This window comes from Halomonas sp. DP5Y7-2, from assembly GCF_019802025.1.
GTDB classification, from domain to species: Bacteria; Pseudomonadota; Gammaproteobacteria; order Pseudomonadales; family Halomonadaceae; genus Halomonas; species Halomonas litopenaei_A.
On record NZ_JAHVHY010000003.1, the window covers coordinates 667,431 to 683,620 of the forward strand.

16 protein-coding genes are annotated in these 16,190 nt (G+C 62.4%); 9 read left to right on the forward strand and 7 right to left on the reverse strand.

Annotated elements, in window-relative coordinates; translation table 11 throughout:
• Position 1 precedes the first annotated feature (1 nt).
• From KUW18_RS06600 to KUW18_RS06615, 4 genes are all read right to left on the reverse strand, one after another.
• Positions 2-1,180, reverse strand: coding sequence for a phosphoglycerate kinase (locus tag KUW18_RS06600; RefSeq protein WP_206942517.1), 1,179 nt, complete (start codon positions 1,178-1,180; stop codon positions 2-4).
• A 70-nt stretch (positions 1,181-1,250) separates the two neighbouring features.
• Positions 1,251-2,276, reverse strand: a complete 1,026-nt coding sequence (locus KUW18_RS06605) for a type I glyceraldehyde-3-phosphate dehydrogenase (protein ID WP_206942519.1) — start codon at positions 2,274-2,276, stop codon at positions 1,251-1,253.
• Positions 2,277-2,390: 114 nt separating this feature from the next.
• Positions 2,391-3,107, reverse strand: coding sequence for an LrgB family protein (locus tag KUW18_RS06610; protein WP_206942521.1), 717 nt, complete (start codon positions 3,105-3,107; stop codon positions 2,391-2,393).
• Positions 3,104-3,493 (reverse strand): CidA/LrgA family protein, encoded by a 390-nt coding sequence (locus KUW18_RS06615; protein WP_222561024.1) that lies wholly within the window; start codon positions 3,491-3,493, stop codon positions 3,104-3,106. The genes KUW18_RS06610 and KUW18_RS06615 overlap by 4 nt, the downstream gene beginning before the upstream one ends.
• Before the next feature lie 177 nt (positions 3,494-3,670).
• On the opposite strand from KUW18_RS06615, the gene KUW18_RS06620 reads away from it, so the two are divergent.
• From KUW18_RS06620 to KUW18_RS06630, 3 genes are all read left to right on the forward strand, one after another.
• On the forward strand, positions 3,671-4,723 hold the full coding sequence (locus KUW18_RS06620) for a class I fructose-bisphosphate aldolase (protein WP_206942525.1): 1,053 nt from the start codon (positions 3,671-3,673) through the stop codon (positions 4,721-4,723).
• Between the two features lie 185 nt (positions 4,724-4,908).
• Entirely contained in the window at positions 4,909-5,406 is a 498-nt protein-coding gene (locus KUW18_RS06625; RefSeq protein WP_222561025.1) for an Hsp20/alpha crystallin family protein, read from the forward strand.
• Between the two features lie 25 nt (positions 5,407-5,431).
• A complete protein-coding gene (locus KUW18_RS06630) occupies positions 5,432-5,854 on the forward strand; it encodes an Hsp20/alpha crystallin family protein (protein ID WP_222162130.1) in 423 nt (140 codons plus the stop codon).
• 193 nt (positions 5,855-6,047) lie between these two features.
• Here KUW18_RS06630 and tkt read toward each other — a convergent pair whose 3' ends face one another.
• Positions 6,048-8,039: a transketolase gene (tkt, locus tag KUW18_RS06635; protein ID WP_206942526.1), complete on the reverse strand. Its 1,992-nt coding sequence runs from the start codon at positions 8,037-8,039 to the stop codon at positions 6,048-6,050.
• 368 nt (positions 8,040-8,407) lie between these two features.
• On the opposite strand from tkt, the gene metK reads away from it, so the two are divergent.
• From metK to KUW18_RS06655, 5 genes are all read left to right on the forward strand, one after another.
• Entirely contained in the window at positions 8,408-9,628 is a 1,221-nt protein-coding gene (metK, locus tag KUW18_RS06640) for a methionine adenosyltransferase (protein ID WP_206942528.1), read from the forward strand.
• 617 nt (positions 9,629-10,245) lie between these two features.
• Complete coding sequence (locus KUW18_RS06645) at positions 10,246-10,467, forward strand: hypothetical protein (protein ID WP_206942530.1); 222 nt, start codon at positions 10,246-10,248, stop codon at positions 10,465-10,467.
• The gene (locus tag KUW18_RS19740; RefSeq protein WP_261315831.1) at positions 10,464-10,586 is read left to right on the forward strand and encodes a hypothetical protein; all 123 of its coding nucleotides are present in this window, start codon (positions 10,464-10,466) and stop codon (positions 10,584-10,586) included. Before KUW18_RS06645 ends, KUW18_RS19740 begins: the two co-directional genes overlap by 4 nt.
• 248 nt (positions 10,587-10,834) lie before the next feature.
• Entirely contained in the window at positions 10,835-12,832 is a 1,998-nt protein-coding gene (gene ligB, locus KUW18_RS06650; protein WP_222561026.1) for an NAD-dependent DNA ligase LigB, read from the forward strand.
• 89 nt (positions 12,833-12,921) lie between these two features.
• A complete protein-coding gene (locus KUW18_RS06655) occupies positions 12,922-13,725 on the forward strand; it encodes a UDP-2,3-diacylglucosamine diphosphatase (protein WP_222561027.1) in 804 nt (267 codons plus the stop codon).
• A gap of 98 nt (positions 13,726-13,823) precedes the next feature.
• Here KUW18_RS06655 and KUW18_RS06660 read toward each other — a convergent pair whose 3' ends face one another.
• On the reverse strand, positions 13,824-14,408 hold the full coding sequence (locus KUW18_RS06660; protein WP_222561028.1) for a TetR/AcrR family transcriptional regulator: 585 nt from the start codon (positions 14,406-14,408) through the stop codon (positions 13,824-13,826).
• 137 nt (positions 14,409-14,545) lie between these two features.
• Between KUW18_RS06660 and KUW18_RS06665 the strand changes: the two genes are divergently transcribed.
• A complete protein-coding gene (locus tag KUW18_RS06665; RefSeq protein ID WP_222561029.1) occupies positions 14,546-15,211 on the forward strand; it encodes a glutathione S-transferase family protein in 666 nt (221 codons plus the stop codon).
• Here KUW18_RS06665 and KUW18_RS06670 read toward each other — a convergent pair.
• A complete protein-coding gene (locus KUW18_RS06670; protein WP_206942537.1) occupies positions 15,208-16,143 on the reverse strand; it encodes an AEC family transporter in 936 nt (311 codons plus the stop codon). The genes KUW18_RS06665 and KUW18_RS06670 overlap by 4 nt on opposite strands.
• Between the last annotated feature and the right edge of the window lie 47 nt (positions 16,144-16,190).

A 16,190-nucleotide genomic window follows, 5' to 3' on the forward strand; every position in this document is an offset into this window, starting at 1 on the left:
GTTAGGCGTCAGTGGCCTGACGTGCCGCTGCTTCCAGGGCAGCGACCGCGGGCAGTTCCTTGCCTTCGACATACTCAAGGAAAGCGCCGCCACCGGTAGAGATGTAGGACACCTGGTCGGCGATGCCGTACTTGTCGATGGCGGCCAGGGTGTCACCACCGCCGGCGATGGAAAAACCGTCGCTCTGGGCAATCGCGTGGGACAGGGCCTCGGTGCCACCGCCGAATTGGTCGATCTCGAACACGCCCACAGGGCCGTTCCACAGGATCGTGCCGGCGCTTTTCAGCATATCGCCCAGGCGCGCGGCGCTCTCTGGACCAATGTCCAGAATCATTTCATTGTCCGCAACCTGGTCGACTGGCTTGGTGACCGCCTCTGCCGAGTCGGAAAACTCGGTCGCCACGACCACATCGGTAGGCAGCGGGATCTCGACCTTGGCCATCAAGGCCTTGGCTTTGCCCACCAGATCGGCTTCGTACAGCGACTTGCCGACGTTGTGTCCCGCCGCTGCGATGAAGGTATTGGCGATGCCTCCGCCAACGATCAGTTGATCGCACTTCTCGGACAGGGCGTTGAGCACCTCAAGCTTGGTGGAAACCTTGGAGCCACCGACAATGGCCGTCATCGGCCGTCTGGGCGTGGCCAGGGCTTTTTCCAGGGCGTCGAGTTCGGCGGCGAGCAGCGGGCCGGCGCAGGCAGTGGGAGCAAAGCGCGCGACGCCGTGGGTCGAGGCCTGGGCGCGGTGGGCGGTGCCGAATGCATCCATCACGAACACGTCGCAGAGTGACGCATAGCGCTGGGCCAGGGCATCGTCGTCCTTTTTCTCACCCTTGTTGAAGCGCACGTTCTCGAGCAGTACGACGTCGCCGTCTTCCAGTTCCGGGGCCTGGTCCAGATAGTCGGTGACCAGTCGTACCGGACAGTCCAATAGGTCGCCCAGGTAGGCAGCCACCGGTGCAAGCGTGAACTCATCGGCGGGCTCACCTTCGGTGGGGCGCCCCAGGTGGCTCATCAGCAGGACCTTGGCGCCAGCATCCCGGGCGGCCTTGATCGTCGGCAGACTGGCGCGCAGTCGGGCATCACTGGTCACCTGACCATGCTTGACGGGTACGTTGAGGTCTTCACGAATCAGCACCCGCTGACCCTTGAGGTCGAGATCGGTCATCTTGCGCACGTTCATGTCGGCAGATCCTCGTCTGAACGGTCTGAGAGAGACATCGAGTAGGAAAGAATGGCCAGGGGAAGAGGCATCACGGTAACGCTCGGGGCAACTGGTTCAGGCGCGTGGCCACGTCGAGCATGCGGTTGGCGAAGCCCCATTCATTGTCGAACCAGCACAGCAGCTTCAGCAGGCGACCACCGGCCACCCGCGTCTGGGTGGCGTCTACGATACCGGAGCGCGGATCGTGGTTGAAGTCGATGGACGCCATGGGCTCCTCGGTATACCCCAACAGGCCAGCAAGCCGGGAGTTGCTGGCCTCCTGCAGCAGGCGATTGACAGCCTGGGCCGAGGTATCGCGCTGCACACAGATCGACAGGTCCATGGCCGAGACATTGATGGTCGGCACCCGCACATGCAGGCACTCGAAGCGCTCTGCCAGGTGCGGCATCAGGCGGTTGATCCCCCGCGCCAGGCCGGTATCCACCGGCACGATAGACTGCATGGCCGAGCGAGTCAGGCGCAGATCGGTCTGGTGGTAGGCATCGATCACGGGCTGGTCGTTCATGGCCGAGTGAATGGTGGTCGTGACACCATGCTCGATGCCCAAGGCTTCATCCAGAATGGTCAGGATCGGCACCAGACAGTTGGTGGTGCACGATGCTGCCGAGATCACCCTGGCGGAGGCAGTCAGGTCGCTGTCATTGATGCCGGTGACGATGGTGGCGTCGACATCGCTCTCTGCGGGCTGTGAGAACAGCAGACGCCGGGCACCGGCAGCCAGATGTCGCTCGGCGGTAGCGCGGTCCTTGAAGCTGCCTGAGCACTCCAGCACCAGGTCGATATCCAGCGCTTTCCAGGGCAGTCGGTCGGGCTCTGCCTCTGACAGCACGCGGATGGGGTGCCCATTGATCAGCAGGTGGCCATCGCGGCTTTCCACACTGCCAGGAAAGCGACCATGGGTCGTATCGTAGCGAGTGAGGTAGGTGATGGTATCGAGGCCCGATAGCTCATTGATGGCGACCACTTCCAGGGAAGGGTCATTGCGCTCGATGAGGGCTCGCAGGACGCACTGGCCAATGCGACCGTAGCCATTGATGGCAATACGCTGGGCCATGGGGCTCGACACTCTCCTGAGTGGGATGGACACAGGCGCGAGAGTCTATCTCAAATCGGCCCCCACGTCGCGGCTACTCGCCGCTTGTGGCGTACCCTGAGGTAGTGAATCGTTTCAGCCAGCAAGGCCTGTCAGCTCCCAGGCCAATGGCATCAGCAAGGCCGTCAGTACGCCGGTCAAGGTCATGCCGAGCGATGCAAAGGCGCCGGCGGTGGGGCCCAGTTCAAAGGCACGCACCGTACCGATGGCATGGCCGTTGATACCCAGCGCCAGGCCCAGCAGACGCTGATCGGTGATCCTGAACACCTTGCCCAGCAAGCTGACACAGGCCGTTGCCGCGACGCCGGTGATCAGCAGGCCCCCCATCAAGATCGACACGGAGCCTCCCAGGCGCTCTGTCACCCCCATGGCAATAGGGGCGGTCACTGACTTGGGGGCCAGCGAGGCCAAAAGCTCCGGTGGCGCCCCCAGCGACCAGGCGATGGCCAGCGCATAGAAGGCGGCCAGCACCGTAGAGATGGGCAAGCACACCAGCAGTGGTTTCCACAGCGCGCGCACGTGGTGCATCTGCTGATAGAGCGGCACGGCCAAGGCGACGGTGGCGGGGCCCAGTAGGAGCATCAGCCACTGTGCTCCTTCGCGATAGTCCGCGTAGTCGATGGAGCCCCCCTTCAGCAAGGCAGCAAGCAGCAGCGAAGCCAGCAATACCGGGGGACACCATCCCGGCGAGCCCAGGCGTTTGAACAGGGCCATACCCGCGAGATAAGCGCCAATCGAAAGCACGATGGCCAGCATGGGCATGCTCAGGTAATCCGTGATGGACAGGCTCATTGGGTTTTCCTGAAGGGAGCAGACGGCGTGTCTTGGGGAAGCAGACGCTGCATCAGCCACAAGGTGCTGGCCACGCTAAGCAGGGTACCCAGCGTCAGCGCCAGGCCGACCGCCAGCCAGTAACCGGCCAGCTGGTCGAAGACCCAGAAGACGCCGACCACGCCGGGCATGATCAGCATCGCCAGCAGCATGATCAAAGGTTGTGCCGCCGCAGCAATGTCGGCGTGCATTCTGCCACGCGCCAGCAGGAAGCCCGTCATCAGCATCAACCCCACGACGCCAGGGGATAGTGGCAGCTGTCCGACGCCTGTTGCCAGGTCGCCAGCCAGCCAGAACAGGCAAAGCCACAGGAAACCTCGTAGACCCGATGTATTGAGCGCCGCCATATCATTCCTCAAGTGCGTCATGTCACTGACTGGGGCCAATGGAAATGAGCCATTGTGCCGATAACTGACACCCGGGTCAGCTTTGGGGGCTCTCGTTCGTGATGCTCTTCCGCTACCCTGTTGACGTTGACCTTTACCGACCGCCCGACGGATTCGGGCACGACAGGGAGATGCATGATGAGTGATATTGCCAGCTGGCTGGGCGCCGAGGCAGAGGATCTGTTGACGCACGAGTGTCGTGGAATTGCCAAGGAGCAGCTGCACCTGCCCGGTGCCGACTTTGTCGACCGCGTCATGATGGACTCCGATAGGACCCCGGCGGTGCTGCGGGGCATGCAGACGCTGTTCGATCACGGCCGGCTGGGCGGCACAGGATATCTGAGTATCCTGCCAGTGGATCAGGGGATCGAGCACTCCGCCGGGGCATCCTTTGCGCCCAACCCCATCTACTTTGATCCCGCCAACATTGTCGAATTGGCCATTGAAGGGGGCTGCAATGCCGTGGCCTCTACCCTTGGTGGTCTGTCGTCGGTCGCGCGTCGCTACGCTCATCGCATTCCGATGATGCTCAAGCTCAACCATAACGAGACGCTGACCTATCCCGCCCTGTATGACCAGACGCTGTTCGCTGAGGTCGACCAGGCCTTTGACATGGGCTGCGTGGCGGTCGGTGCGACGATCTACTTTGGCTCACCCGAAAGCCGTCGTCAGATCGAAGAGATCAGTGCCGCCTTTGAGCGTGCGCACGAGCTGGGGATGGTTACCGTGCTTTGGGCCTACCTGCGTAACCCGGGCTTCAAGCATGAGGGAACGGATTATCACGTTGCCTCCGACCTCACCAGCCAGGCGGTCCACCTGGCGGCAACGCTCAAGGCGGATATCGTCAAACAGAAGCTGCCTGAGAACAACGACGGCTACCGCAAGATCGGCTTTGGCAACACCCATGAAAAGGTCTACAGCGAGCTGACCAGCGATCACCCCATCGACCTGGCCCGTTATCAGGTGGCCAACGCCTACATGGGGCGTGCCGGGCTGATCAACTCCGGGGGCGCTTCGAGCGGGGAGGGGGACCTGACCCAGGCCGTGCGCACCGCTGTCATCAACAAGCGTGCCGGGGGCATGGGGCTGATATCCGGCCGCAAGGCGTTTCAGAAGCCGATGCGCGAGGGCGTTGCCCTGCTTAATGCGATTCAGGACGTCTATCTCGCCCCGGACGTGACAATCGCCTGACGGCGACTGAGTGTCAAGCAGACATTGGTCGCCGAGCGGGTGTCTCTAGCGGCGTCTCAAGAACCCGCCAGTTCCCACAGGGACTGGCGGGATTTTGTGTGGAGGGCTTGATTTTCGTCTTTTGACACCTATGTAGCGTCTAGGGGAAACCCCCTGTCACAACGTTACTGTCGGAGGTGTTCACCATGTTTGGAGATCTCAGGCGTTTCGATGCAGAAATGGATGCTCCATTCCGCTGGATGCAACAGTGGCTGGACCAGGCGTCACCCTTCTCTTCCAGAGCGTTCTCGCCCCACCATCTTTCCACCCCGTATGGAGCAGCGAATATTCGCTCGGTGGCAGCGGATAGCTTTCCTGCCATCAACATTGGTCGTACCGATGACGCCGTGCACGTATATCTGTTTGTGCCCGGCATGGACCCCGCCTCACTGGAGCTGAGTGTGCAGGGCAACCTGCTGACGATCAGTGGTCGGCGCGAAGACGCAGCAGAACCTGCGGATGCGTCCCCGACGCGATACCGACAGGAGCGCTTTAGCGGCGACTTCAAGCGCAGCATCGCGTTGCCGGAAGGAGTCGATGTGGACCGCGCTCGGGCGTCTCACCGTCACGGCGTCTGCGAAGTCGTGTTGCCCAAGCGCGAGGAGCTGAAGCCGCGGCGCATCCAGGTCGACGCTTTGCACTGAAACGACTCGACAGGAGGACATAGCGATGAACGACGTAGCACGCCATGAACCTGCGCCGGTTTCCCAGAGTGGCTCTCCCCATGCATCACAACAGACACCGCTGCCGGCGCGCGACAAAGAACACCTGATGCCAAGGGTGGATATTCGTGAGGACGGGGAGGCCGTCGTGCTCGTAGCCGATATGCCTGGGGTGTCCAGGGACGGCGTGAGTATCGAGGTACATGACGGGGTGCTGTCCATTGAGGGCGAAATGGCACTGTCTATCCCTGATGGGATGGCCTCCCTGTATGCAGAGTACAAGGCCAGTGGCTACGCTCGGCGTTTTACTCTGAGTCCTGAACTCGACACGGATGCTATCGTGGCGAACATGGAGCATGGCCAGTTGACTATCAGACTACCGCGAAGGGCGAGTCATCAACCGCGCCGCATCGAGGTCGAGGCGGCCTAGGTCAGAGCGCCTGTGCAGCGACTCAGGCCCGTCTCTCTCGCTGCCGTGAGTCAGCTCGGTGCGGTTCAATAAAAAGGGGCACGGCGTTCGCCGTGCCCCTTTCATTTTTCGCTCACCACCAGTACGCGCTGTCAGCAGCCACACGCTGAGTGTGGAACCTGTAGCCGGACTGGCCGAGCTCAGCGCTGATGGCCTAGTCGAGCAAAGCCTTGGCGCGGGCCACCAGGTTGTCCACGGTGAAGCCGAAGTGCTTGAACAGATCGCCGGCAGGTGCCGATTCACCGAAGCTGGACATGCCGATGACGTCGCCGTCCAAGCCCACATACTTGGTCCAGTAGTCGCGGTGTCCCGCCTCGATGGCCAGGCGTGCACGCACATTGCGCGGCAGGACCGACTCTCGGTAGTCAGCGTCCTGGCTGTCGAACACATCGGTGGCCGGCATCGACACTACGCGCACCTGCTTGCCGTCGGCCTCGAGTGACTCGGCGGCTTGCATGGCCAGGGTCAGCTCGGAACCGGTGGCGATCAGGATCAGCTCAGGGGTGCCTTCACTGTCCTTCAACACGTAGCCGCCGCGCTGGATATTGGCCAGCTGGCTCTTGCTGCGGTCCTGGTGGGGCAGGTTCTGGCGTGACAGGACCAGCGCAGTGGGGCCGGCGCTGCGCTTGATGGCATGGGCCCAGGCTGCTGCCGTCTCGACCGCATCCGCAGGACGCCAGGTGCACAGGTTGGGGGTGGTGCGCAGGCTGGTCAGCTGCTCGATGGGCTGGTGGGTCGGTCCGTCTTCACCCAGGCCAATGGAGTCGTGGGTGTAGACGAAGATCGCCTGCTGGTTCATCAGCGCCGCCATGCGCACGGCATTGCGCATATATTCCATGAAGATCAGGAAGGTGGCACCGTAGGGAACGAAACCACCATGCAGCGCGATGCCGTTCATGATGGCACCCATACCGAACTCACGCACCCCGTAGTGCAGGTAGTTGCCGCCAGGGGCTTCCGGGGTGATGGCTTCAGCGCCCTTCCAGAAGGTCAGGTTGGACGGTGCCAGGTCGGCGCTGCCGCCAAGCAATTCTGGCAGCTGCGGGCCAAGCTCGTTCAGACAGCCAAGGGACGCCTTGCGTGAGGCGATGGTGTCGCCTTTTTGCTGTGCCGCCTCAACCAGTGCTTCGCTGTTCAGTTCGCTAGGCAGCTCGCCCTTCTGACGCCGCAGGAATTCACGCGCCAGTTCCGGGTGTGCCTCCTGGTAGCGTTCGAAGCGTGCTTGCCAGTCCGCCTGGTGCTGCTTGCCGCGCTCGCAGGCATCCCAGCCCTGATACACCTCTTCGGGGATGTGGAACGGCGCATGGGGCCAGTCAAGCTGCTTGCGGGCTGCGGCGACTTCTTCCTCGCCCAACGCAGCGCCGTGACACTCTTCCTTGCCCTGCTTGTTCGGGGAGCCGAAACCGATGATGGTCTTGCAGATGATCAGGCTGGGACGATCATCCTGGGCGCGGGCCATCTCGATGGCCGCCTTGATTTCCTCTGGCTTGTGGCCGTCGACATTGGGCACCACGTGCCAGCCGTAGGCCTCGAAGCGCTTGGCAGTATCGTCGGTGAACCAGCCTTCGACCTCACCGTCGATGGAGATACCGTTGTCGTCGTAGAAGGCGACCAGCTTGCCCAGCTTGTGAGTTCCGGCGAGGGAGGCGACCTCGTGGGAGATGCCTTCCATCAGGCAGCCGTCACCCAAGAAGCAGTAGGTGTGATGATCGACGACCTCATGACCCGGACGGTTGAACTGCGCCGCGAGCGTGCGCTCCGCCATGGCCATGCCCACCGCGTTGGCCAGCCCCTGACCAAGCGGTCCAGTGGTGGTCTCGACGCCTGGCGCGTAGCCGTATTCCGGATGGCCGGCGGTCTTGGCGTGCAGTTGACGGAAGTTCTGCAGCTCTTCCAGGCCCAGGTCATAGCCGGACAGGTGCAACAGGGAGTAGAGCAGCATGGAGCCGTGGCCGTTGGACAACACGAAACGGTCGCGATCGGCCCACTTGGGATCGTCGGGGTTGTGGACGAGATAGTCGTTCCACAGTACCTCAGCGATATCGGCCATGCCCATCGGGGCTCCGGGGTGGCCGGAGTTGGCTTTCTGGACAGCATCCATGGAAAGGGCGCGAATGGCGTTGGCCAGTTCGAAACGGGACGGCATTGAGGGCTCCTCGCCTGGGGCAAAGTGTCAATCTGACGTTGGCGTGCCCGGTGTGGGCGGCGCAGCGGCGTCAAGGCTGAGCGCCGCCAGTCAAGCCCGCGGACAGCGAGGGCGAAGGGGCGGCGCAGATCGGTCGGGGACATATTGTCGCCGGAAAAGGGCGATCCATCAAATGCACGCAGCCTTGACCCTGGCCGTAGCGGCGGCCCGCAGGCAGCCGGATCGCTAGGAACAGAGCGGTCGAGCGTGTAGAATTCTGCTCCGCCAGGTCCGCGCGGAATCTGCACATTGCGCCCGCTCCAGCGGACGCTTCTGTTTCCACCTGCCAGGCCCGCCTGCCGATTATCCTACAGAGGGTCGAGGACGCCATGAGCGAATACTCCCTGTTTACCTCCGAGTCCGTGTCCGAAGGACACCCGGACAAGATTGCTGACCAGATTTCCGATGCCGTGCTCGATGCGCTCATCGCGCGGGACAAGAATGCCCGCGTGGCCTGCGAAACGCTGGTCAAGACTGGTGTCGCCATCGTGGCCGGTGAGATCACCACCTCCGCTTGGGTCGATCTCGAAGATCTGGTGCGCAAGGTGATCATGGATATTGGCTACACCTCCTCCGACGTAGGCTTCGACGGGGAAACCTGCGGGGTGATGAACCTGATCGGCAAGCAGAGTGTCGAGATCGCCCAAGGCGTGGATCGCGACAAGCCGGAGGATCAGGGGGCTGGCGATCAGGGCCTGATGTTCGGTTACGCCACCAACGAGACCGAGTCGTACATGCCGGCGCCGATTCATTACAGCCATCGTCTGGTCGAGCGTCAGGCCGAGCTGCGCAAGCAGGGCTTGCTGCCCTGGTTGCGCCCAGATGCCAAGAGCCAGCTGACCATGCGCTACGACGATACGGGCAAGCCCTGTGCCGTCGACGCGGTAGTGTTATCGACCCAGCATGATCCGGAGATCGATCAGGAACAGCTGCGTCAGATGGTTCAGCGCGAGATCATCGAACATGTGCTGCCGGCGGAGTGGCTGTCGGACAATACCCGCTACCACATCAATCCGACCGGCAAGTTCGTGATTGGTGGTCCGGTAGGAGACTGTGGACTGACCGGGCGCAAGATCATTGTGGACACCTACGGTGGCATGGCGCGCCATGGTGGCGGCGCCTTCTCCGGCAAGGACCCGTCCAAGGTCGACCGCAGCGCCGCCTATGCAGGCCGCTATGTGGCCAAGAACATCGTGGCAGCTGGGCTGGCAGAGCGCTGTGAGATTCAGGTGTCCTACGCGATCGGGGTGGCAGAGCCTACCTCTGTTTCCATCAATACCTTTGGTACAGGCCGTATCGACGATGAGCGTATCGTCGAGCTGGTGCGTGAACACTTCGACCTCCGCCCCAATGCGATTACCCGCATGCTCGACCTGCTGCACCCCATGTATCAGCTGACAGCGGCCTACGGCCACTTCGGCCGTGAACCCTTCGAGGCCAGCTATAGCTGGACCGATACCGAGGGCAAGACTCACACCGAGACCTTCACCGCCTTCCCGTGGGAGAAGGTGGATCGTGCCGATGCGCTGCGGAGTGCAGCAGGGCTGTAATGTGCCCGCTGGTGATAGATTGACGACACGCTAGCCTCCCGCCTGGTGTCCGTCATACCAAGACCCGCCCAGCCAAGCTGGGCGGGTCTTTTTTGCTCTGCCAGCGATCGGCAAGGGGCGATATCTCCAGGGCTGGGTGAATAGCTACTGACTGCGAAGAAGATGCTTACTTTCTTGCGTATTCATGTGAGCGTTTCTCCCCTTTTGTGACGACAAGATGGGGGGCAGAGTGTGATTTGGTCCCGGTTCTATTCCTTAGCAAGCATGTCCACAGTAGCCTTCGCAGCCGCCGACTAAACTGACCAGTATCCGGCCAGGTGCCAGCGTCCTCCAGGACAGAGGAACCGCCATCCAAGAGGCCCCGTCAGGCAAATGTGCTGCCTGGTTGCCCACAGCGATACGACAGGGGAATCGAACAAATGAGCCGATACCAGGAGCAGCAGAGGGTCGATACGCGCTATCCCCCAACAATGACATCATCAGTCACGTCATGGTCAGACACAGGTTCAGAGCCATGGTCAGACACATGTTCAGAGCCATGTGCAGCAAGGTCATCTCGCGAGCCTCAGGACGGCTGCCTGGAAGGCGATGCCTATCTGCAGTACCGCGAGTTGTTCTTGACCAAGCTGGCGCTTGAAGTCGCGGCGGCCTTGGCGACATTCCTGGTGACCGCCGCCGCCATCATGATGATGTTGTTGCAGCAGCAGGGCTTGCTCACGGCCGTCATCGTGATTGCCTTGAGTGTTCCAGCATTCGTGCTGGCGACCCAGCGGCTGTCGCGGCTTGCCGGCAATGTTGTCATGCCGACCCACCGGCCAGCCGGGGAGGCCTCGCTATGACGATCGCACAGCAGATATTGCTGGGTATCGCCATTGCGTCTCCGCTGCTGGGGTTGACGTGGTGGGCGGTAAAGCGGAGTGACCGGCACCTTCGGAGCCGCCAGCACGGCGACATCTGAGTCTGCGTGTAGCGCGGGGGCGATGGTGGGGCGGTTGGTGGGGCGATAGTGAGGCGATAGTGGGGCAATAGTGGGCGATCGTTCAGGACCTGCTGGTAAAGGCCACAGGTGACAAAGGCCAGCGAGTGCCTGTCTCGAATCTCGGTCTCTAAGCCCTGTCTCGGCTTGTAGTCGCTGTCTGCAATAGCTGTCGTGAAGATGTCGTGCGAGCCAGCAGGTCTGGTGTTAGTGGCCACGGAGGGCCAGTGATGCGCAGCAAGGATATCAGCGTCATCAGCGCCGTCATCTCTGGATGGCGCGCTCTGCTCCCATGGATACTACTGCTGTTGTGGTGGCCGCTGTCCGGGGCTGCCATGGCCGAATGTCCCGCGTGGTCCCACGCTATTGCCAGCGAGCAACTTGCCGAGAGAAAGCAGCGGCTCGATGCCTGGGAGCTTGCCTATCGGCAAGATGGTAGCTCACCGGTCAGTGACGATGTGTTCGACCAGGCCTGGCAGCGTTATCAGGAGTTAGGTGTCTGCTTTCCGCTCGCCGTTCCCGACGCTGCAGAGGCAGGCGCCTCGTTGTCTGTTGACGAGACGCTGTCTGTTGATGAGACGCTGTCTGACCAGCGGCTGGCACATCCGGTGGCTCATGGAGGCTTGCGCAAGGCCGAGGATATCCGCCAGGTGGAGCAGTGGCTGGATAGAGTATGCGCGGAGCCTCCGGCGACTGCCAGCGCCAGACCTGTTGCCAGCGAGGACCAGGCATTGTCTCGCGACCCGTTGTTTGACGCCGGTACCGTTGACGCTCTCTCGACTGCCGCCGCGGTGGAGTTGGCAACCTCGAGGGCGAGCGGCTGTACACGAGATATCTGGATACAGCCCAAGGTCGATGGCGTCGCGATGACGTTGATCTATCGGGACGGTCAGTTGGCGGACCTTGTCAGCCGTGGCAACCGCCATGAAGGGCGTCGCTGGACTCACCACGCTGCCATGATAGACGCCATCCCCAAGCACCTACCTGACGCCTGGTCTGCATGGGCCAATGACGGCACCCTGGTGTTTCAGGGAGAGCTGTTCGAGCGACTGTCCCAGCACGTACAGCGGACCCAGGGTGGCAGCGGTGCGCGCAACCGGATCGCCGGATGGCTGGCGCGTGATGCGCTGACACAGGAACAGGGGCAGCGTATCGGAGTGTTCATCTGGGGTTGGCCAGCCGGGCCTGACGACATGGAAGATCGCCTCGCAGGCCTCGAGGCGCTGGGCCTAGGCCTGGTAGCGCAGTACAGCTATCTGGTGTCCATGCCATCGCAGGTTGCCGACTGGCGCGATCGCTGGCATCGCACGCCGTTGCCGTTCGCCACCGATGGGGTGGTGGTGAAACGCGGCCGGCGCCCTGGCGCAGCATCCTGGACGGACCGACCGCCAATCTGGGCATTGGCATGGAAATATCCGCCACGGGAAGCCCTGGCGGAGGTCGCCGGCATCGACTTCCGGATCGGGCGTAGTGGAAGGATCACTCCGGTGGCACGGCTGGTGCCGGTGACCATCGACGGGCGCACGCTGAGCCAGGTCAGTCTGGGTAGCCTGGAGCGCTGGCGCCAGTGGGACCTGCGCCCTGGGGACCAGGCCGTCATTCAACTTGCTGGCTTGATCATTCCTCAGGTGAAGAGCGTTGCCTGGCGAGCCCCCCAACGTGCTCCACTGACGCTTCCAGACCCGGCGGACTATGACTTTCTCAGCTGCTGGCATCCTACGCCAGACTGCTACCAGCAGTTTCTGGCTCGCCTGGAGTGGTTGAGCGAAGCGGCGGCGCTGAATCTGGATGGCGTCGGTGAGGGTACCTGGCGGGCACTGCTGGAGGCGGGGTTGGTCGATGACCTGCTCGCCTGGCAACGGCTGACGCCACAGCAGCTGGCCCAGGTCGATGGCATCGGGCCAGTGACCGCGCAGCGTCTGTTTGACGTTTTCTCCCGTACACCTGATCGCAGCTTCAGCCGCTGGATTCGGGCGCTAGGGGCTCCCGCGTCGGGGGATCTAGGCGAGAGCGATAGCTGGAGCGGGCTGGTCGCAATGACGCAGCGGGACTGGCTGGCTCGTGAAGGGGTTGGAAGCGTGGGCGCGGCGCGCTGGCGCCGGTTTGTGATGCACCCGGAGGTGCAAGCGTTGGCGCAGCAGCTGGCGGGGGGCGGCGTGGCGGGATTCGCTGAGTCCCACCCGGTGGATGATGGCGCTACCGACGTGGCAGGCACATTGGCGCAGTAGTGCGCCCTGCGGTCATCGGATCGTCACGGCCACGCCACGCCGCTGTCACCAAGAAGAGACAGGCTTTAGGGCGTCACAGGAGGATGCTCATGGCCACGTCACTGACCGCCCGTACCCTGTTTGTTTCCGATCTTCACCTTGGCACTCGCGACTGTCAGGCAGCGCTGCTGTCGCGGTTACTGCGCCGAGTTCGCCCCGAACGCTTGTATCTGGTCGGAGATGTCATCGACCTGATCGCCATGCATCGACGCGCTGCGCTGCCTGCCGAACAGCAGCGGCTGGTAGGGCGCATCCTGCGTTTGGCCAAGGGCGGATGCGAGATCATCTATATTCCCGGAAATCATGATGCTGCGTTGCGCCAACTCTGTGGCTTGCGCATGCATAGGGTGCGTATCGAGCGTCGTGCGATCCACGAAACCGCCGACGGGCGTCGTCTGTTGGTCAGTCACGGCGACGAGTTTGATACTCACGTACGCCTGGCCCCATGGTTGATGGCCTTGGGTGATGGCATGCATCAGTTCGTGCTTTCGCTTAACCGTTGGTGCAACAAGGCGCGCAGTCTGCTGGGCTTGCCGTACTGGTCACTGGCAGCCGCGGTGAAAGGCCGTATCGGTGCCGCGCAGCGGTACGTGCAACAGTTTGAGCAGGCCGCGATCCATCAGGCCAGCCGAGAAGGTCTGGATGGCTATGTGGGGGGGCATATCCACAAGGCCGGTTTTCGCGCCCAGAATGGCGTGCTGTACTGCAATGACGGTGATTGGGTAGAGCACTGCACGGCTCTCATTGAGCGTCCCGATGGCAGTTTGGCATTGATCGATTGGGAGGGGCGTGTGATCGAGGCCGAACCCGCGATGCCACGTGCCTGCCCCGAGGGTGTCCTGGCGGGGGCCTGAGAGGGATTGAGAAGGGCCGAGAAGGGCCGAGAAGGGGGCTGTTACCCGCCATCGAGAGGCACCCGTTCGCTTGCCCGGCCTGACTCAGCGTTCGTTGTTCAGGCCTCTTGGCCGACAGCGGCGCCGCGGCCGCCGGTTAGCTCGCTGGCCTTTGCCAGCGTTCTGCCGGCCTCCAGCAATTCCTCCGCCAGTCGTGGGTCATTGACCGTGCGTGCCATGGCCAGGCTGCCGATCATCGCAATCATCTGACCGAGCGCGCGTTTTCGCGCGTCGCTGTCCATCTCTGAGGTCCCGAGAAAGCGCTCCAGAAAGCCTTCCAGCAGGGCGGTGTAGGTGGAGCGTACCTGCTCGTCGCGCTGTGCTACATCGCTGACCAGACAGGCCAGCGGACAGGACACCTCGTCCTTGTCGAGGGACTGACTCAGATAGGCATCGATACGCGCTTCTCGACTTTCGAGCTGCTCGAGCTCAATGGCCCCACGTCTGGCCGCATGACGAATGGCATTGGCGTAGAGCGATGATTTGCTGTCGAAGTGGGCGTAAAAGGCACCCCGGGTCAGGCCGGCGTCGGCCATCACCTCGTCGATGCTGACGGCATCGTAGCCTCGTTGGGTAAAGCAGCGAGCCGCTGCATCGAGAATGCGATGGCGGGTCTCGCGCTTGCGTTCGTTGCTCCAGGGCATGGGCGGTATCCGGCGACAAAATATGTTGTTGAACATATGGTGCCAGCGGCCATGCTGCAAGACGAGTGAGTCCGACTCACACAGCAGACGTCGGCGACTGCCGGCGGTTCCGTGTCTGATAGATAGGGGAGGTTGGCATGGCAAGTGTTTATATAGTAGGTCCGTCGTTCTCGAACTTTGTGCGTAGCGTGATGCTGGTGTGTCATGAGAAGGGCATAGAGCACAGCGTTGGCCTTGAGGCCGATGGTATCTCCGTGGGGCTGCACACGCCCGAGCTGCTTGCACTCAACCCCTTCGACAAGATCCCGGTCTTGCTGCATGGCGAGCGGCGCCTCTATGAAAGTGTTGCCATCTGTCGTTATCTGGACGCCGCCTTTGAGGGCCCAGCGCTGCTGCCAACGGATATCTGGGAGCGTGCCGTGGTGGACCAGTGGTGCAGTGCATTGGCCACCCAGGTGGACCAGGCCATCGTCAGACGCTACTTGCTGGAACTGGTGTTCCCCAGGGGAGCCAATGGCCAGGTGCGTGCAGACAAACTGAGTGAAGCCACCCCGGACGCGCAGAAGATGCTGGGGATTATCGACGTACGGCTGGAGGGAAGAGACTATCTGGCGGGGAATGACTTCACTCTGGCGGATGCGCTGGCGGCCCCCATGCTGGATTACATGGTGGCCACGCCGCCTGCTCAGCCCCTGGTCGAGGCGGTTCCCCGCGTCCGCGCGTACGTGGAACGGCTAAGGGCGCGCCCCTCAGGCCAGGCGGTTCTGGTAGAACCCGTTTTTCCGGGTAGGACCTCGGGCTAGCTCAGTCCCACTAGTGCCAGCATGGCACTGAGATATAGCGGGATGACCAGGGGCGCAGCCAGGGTGGTGATGAGCACCGCCAGCGCGCCTTTTTCTGGGGCGATACCCAGCTCCATGGCCACCACCACCACGTTGGCGGCCATGGGCACGACGCCGACCAGCAATAACGCCAGCGCCATATCCCTAGTTAGCCCGATGGTCAGCTGCAGCAGCACAACGGCTATCAGCATCAGCACTGGCCAGAGGGCGTAGCGCACTGCCACACAGGCGCCAATGAAACGACCGTCCAGCGAGCGCGGCGATACGCGGCCCAGCGTCATACCGATGATCATCATGCCGAGCAGGGTGTAGGTGGCAGGAAACACCGCCATGGCATCGGTGACCTCGGCGGGTACGTGAATGCCAACGCCTTCCACCAGCAGCGCTGCCAGAAACGCGTAGACCAGTGGCAGTCGGACAATCTTGAGCAGGCTGTCGCGCACTGAGAAGCGCCCTCTGGCACTAAGGTAAAAGCCCACGGTGAACTCGTAGAGGGTGACGCCGAGAGCGCAGAACAGATACAGCGTGACGCCCGAGGGCGGCAGCAGCACCAGCGCGACAGGCAGGCCGAAGTAGCCGGTATTGCCGGTGCCCGCCGAGAAGGCAAGCACCGATCCCTCTTCATCTGGAAGCCAACGCTTACCCAGTAGATTGACCCCCATCGCCACCAGGCTTGCGATCACGAACAAGGCTGCTGTCAGCGCCAGGTAGGCGGGGGTGGGCCCACCCAGCACCAGGGCTCTGAAGAAGGTCAACGGAGCGATCAGGTAGACCAGCAGTGTCGCCACGGGGCGAGCATCCACTCTCAACATCCTGGCCGCCAGTACCCCTAACGCGACGAAGGCGAGCAGCGTCCACAGTGGGCCCATCAGTGAGCTGGGGTCGACAGCCATGAACATCATCCTTGAGTGAGTGGCGAAGCCAACATGATGCCCGTTGG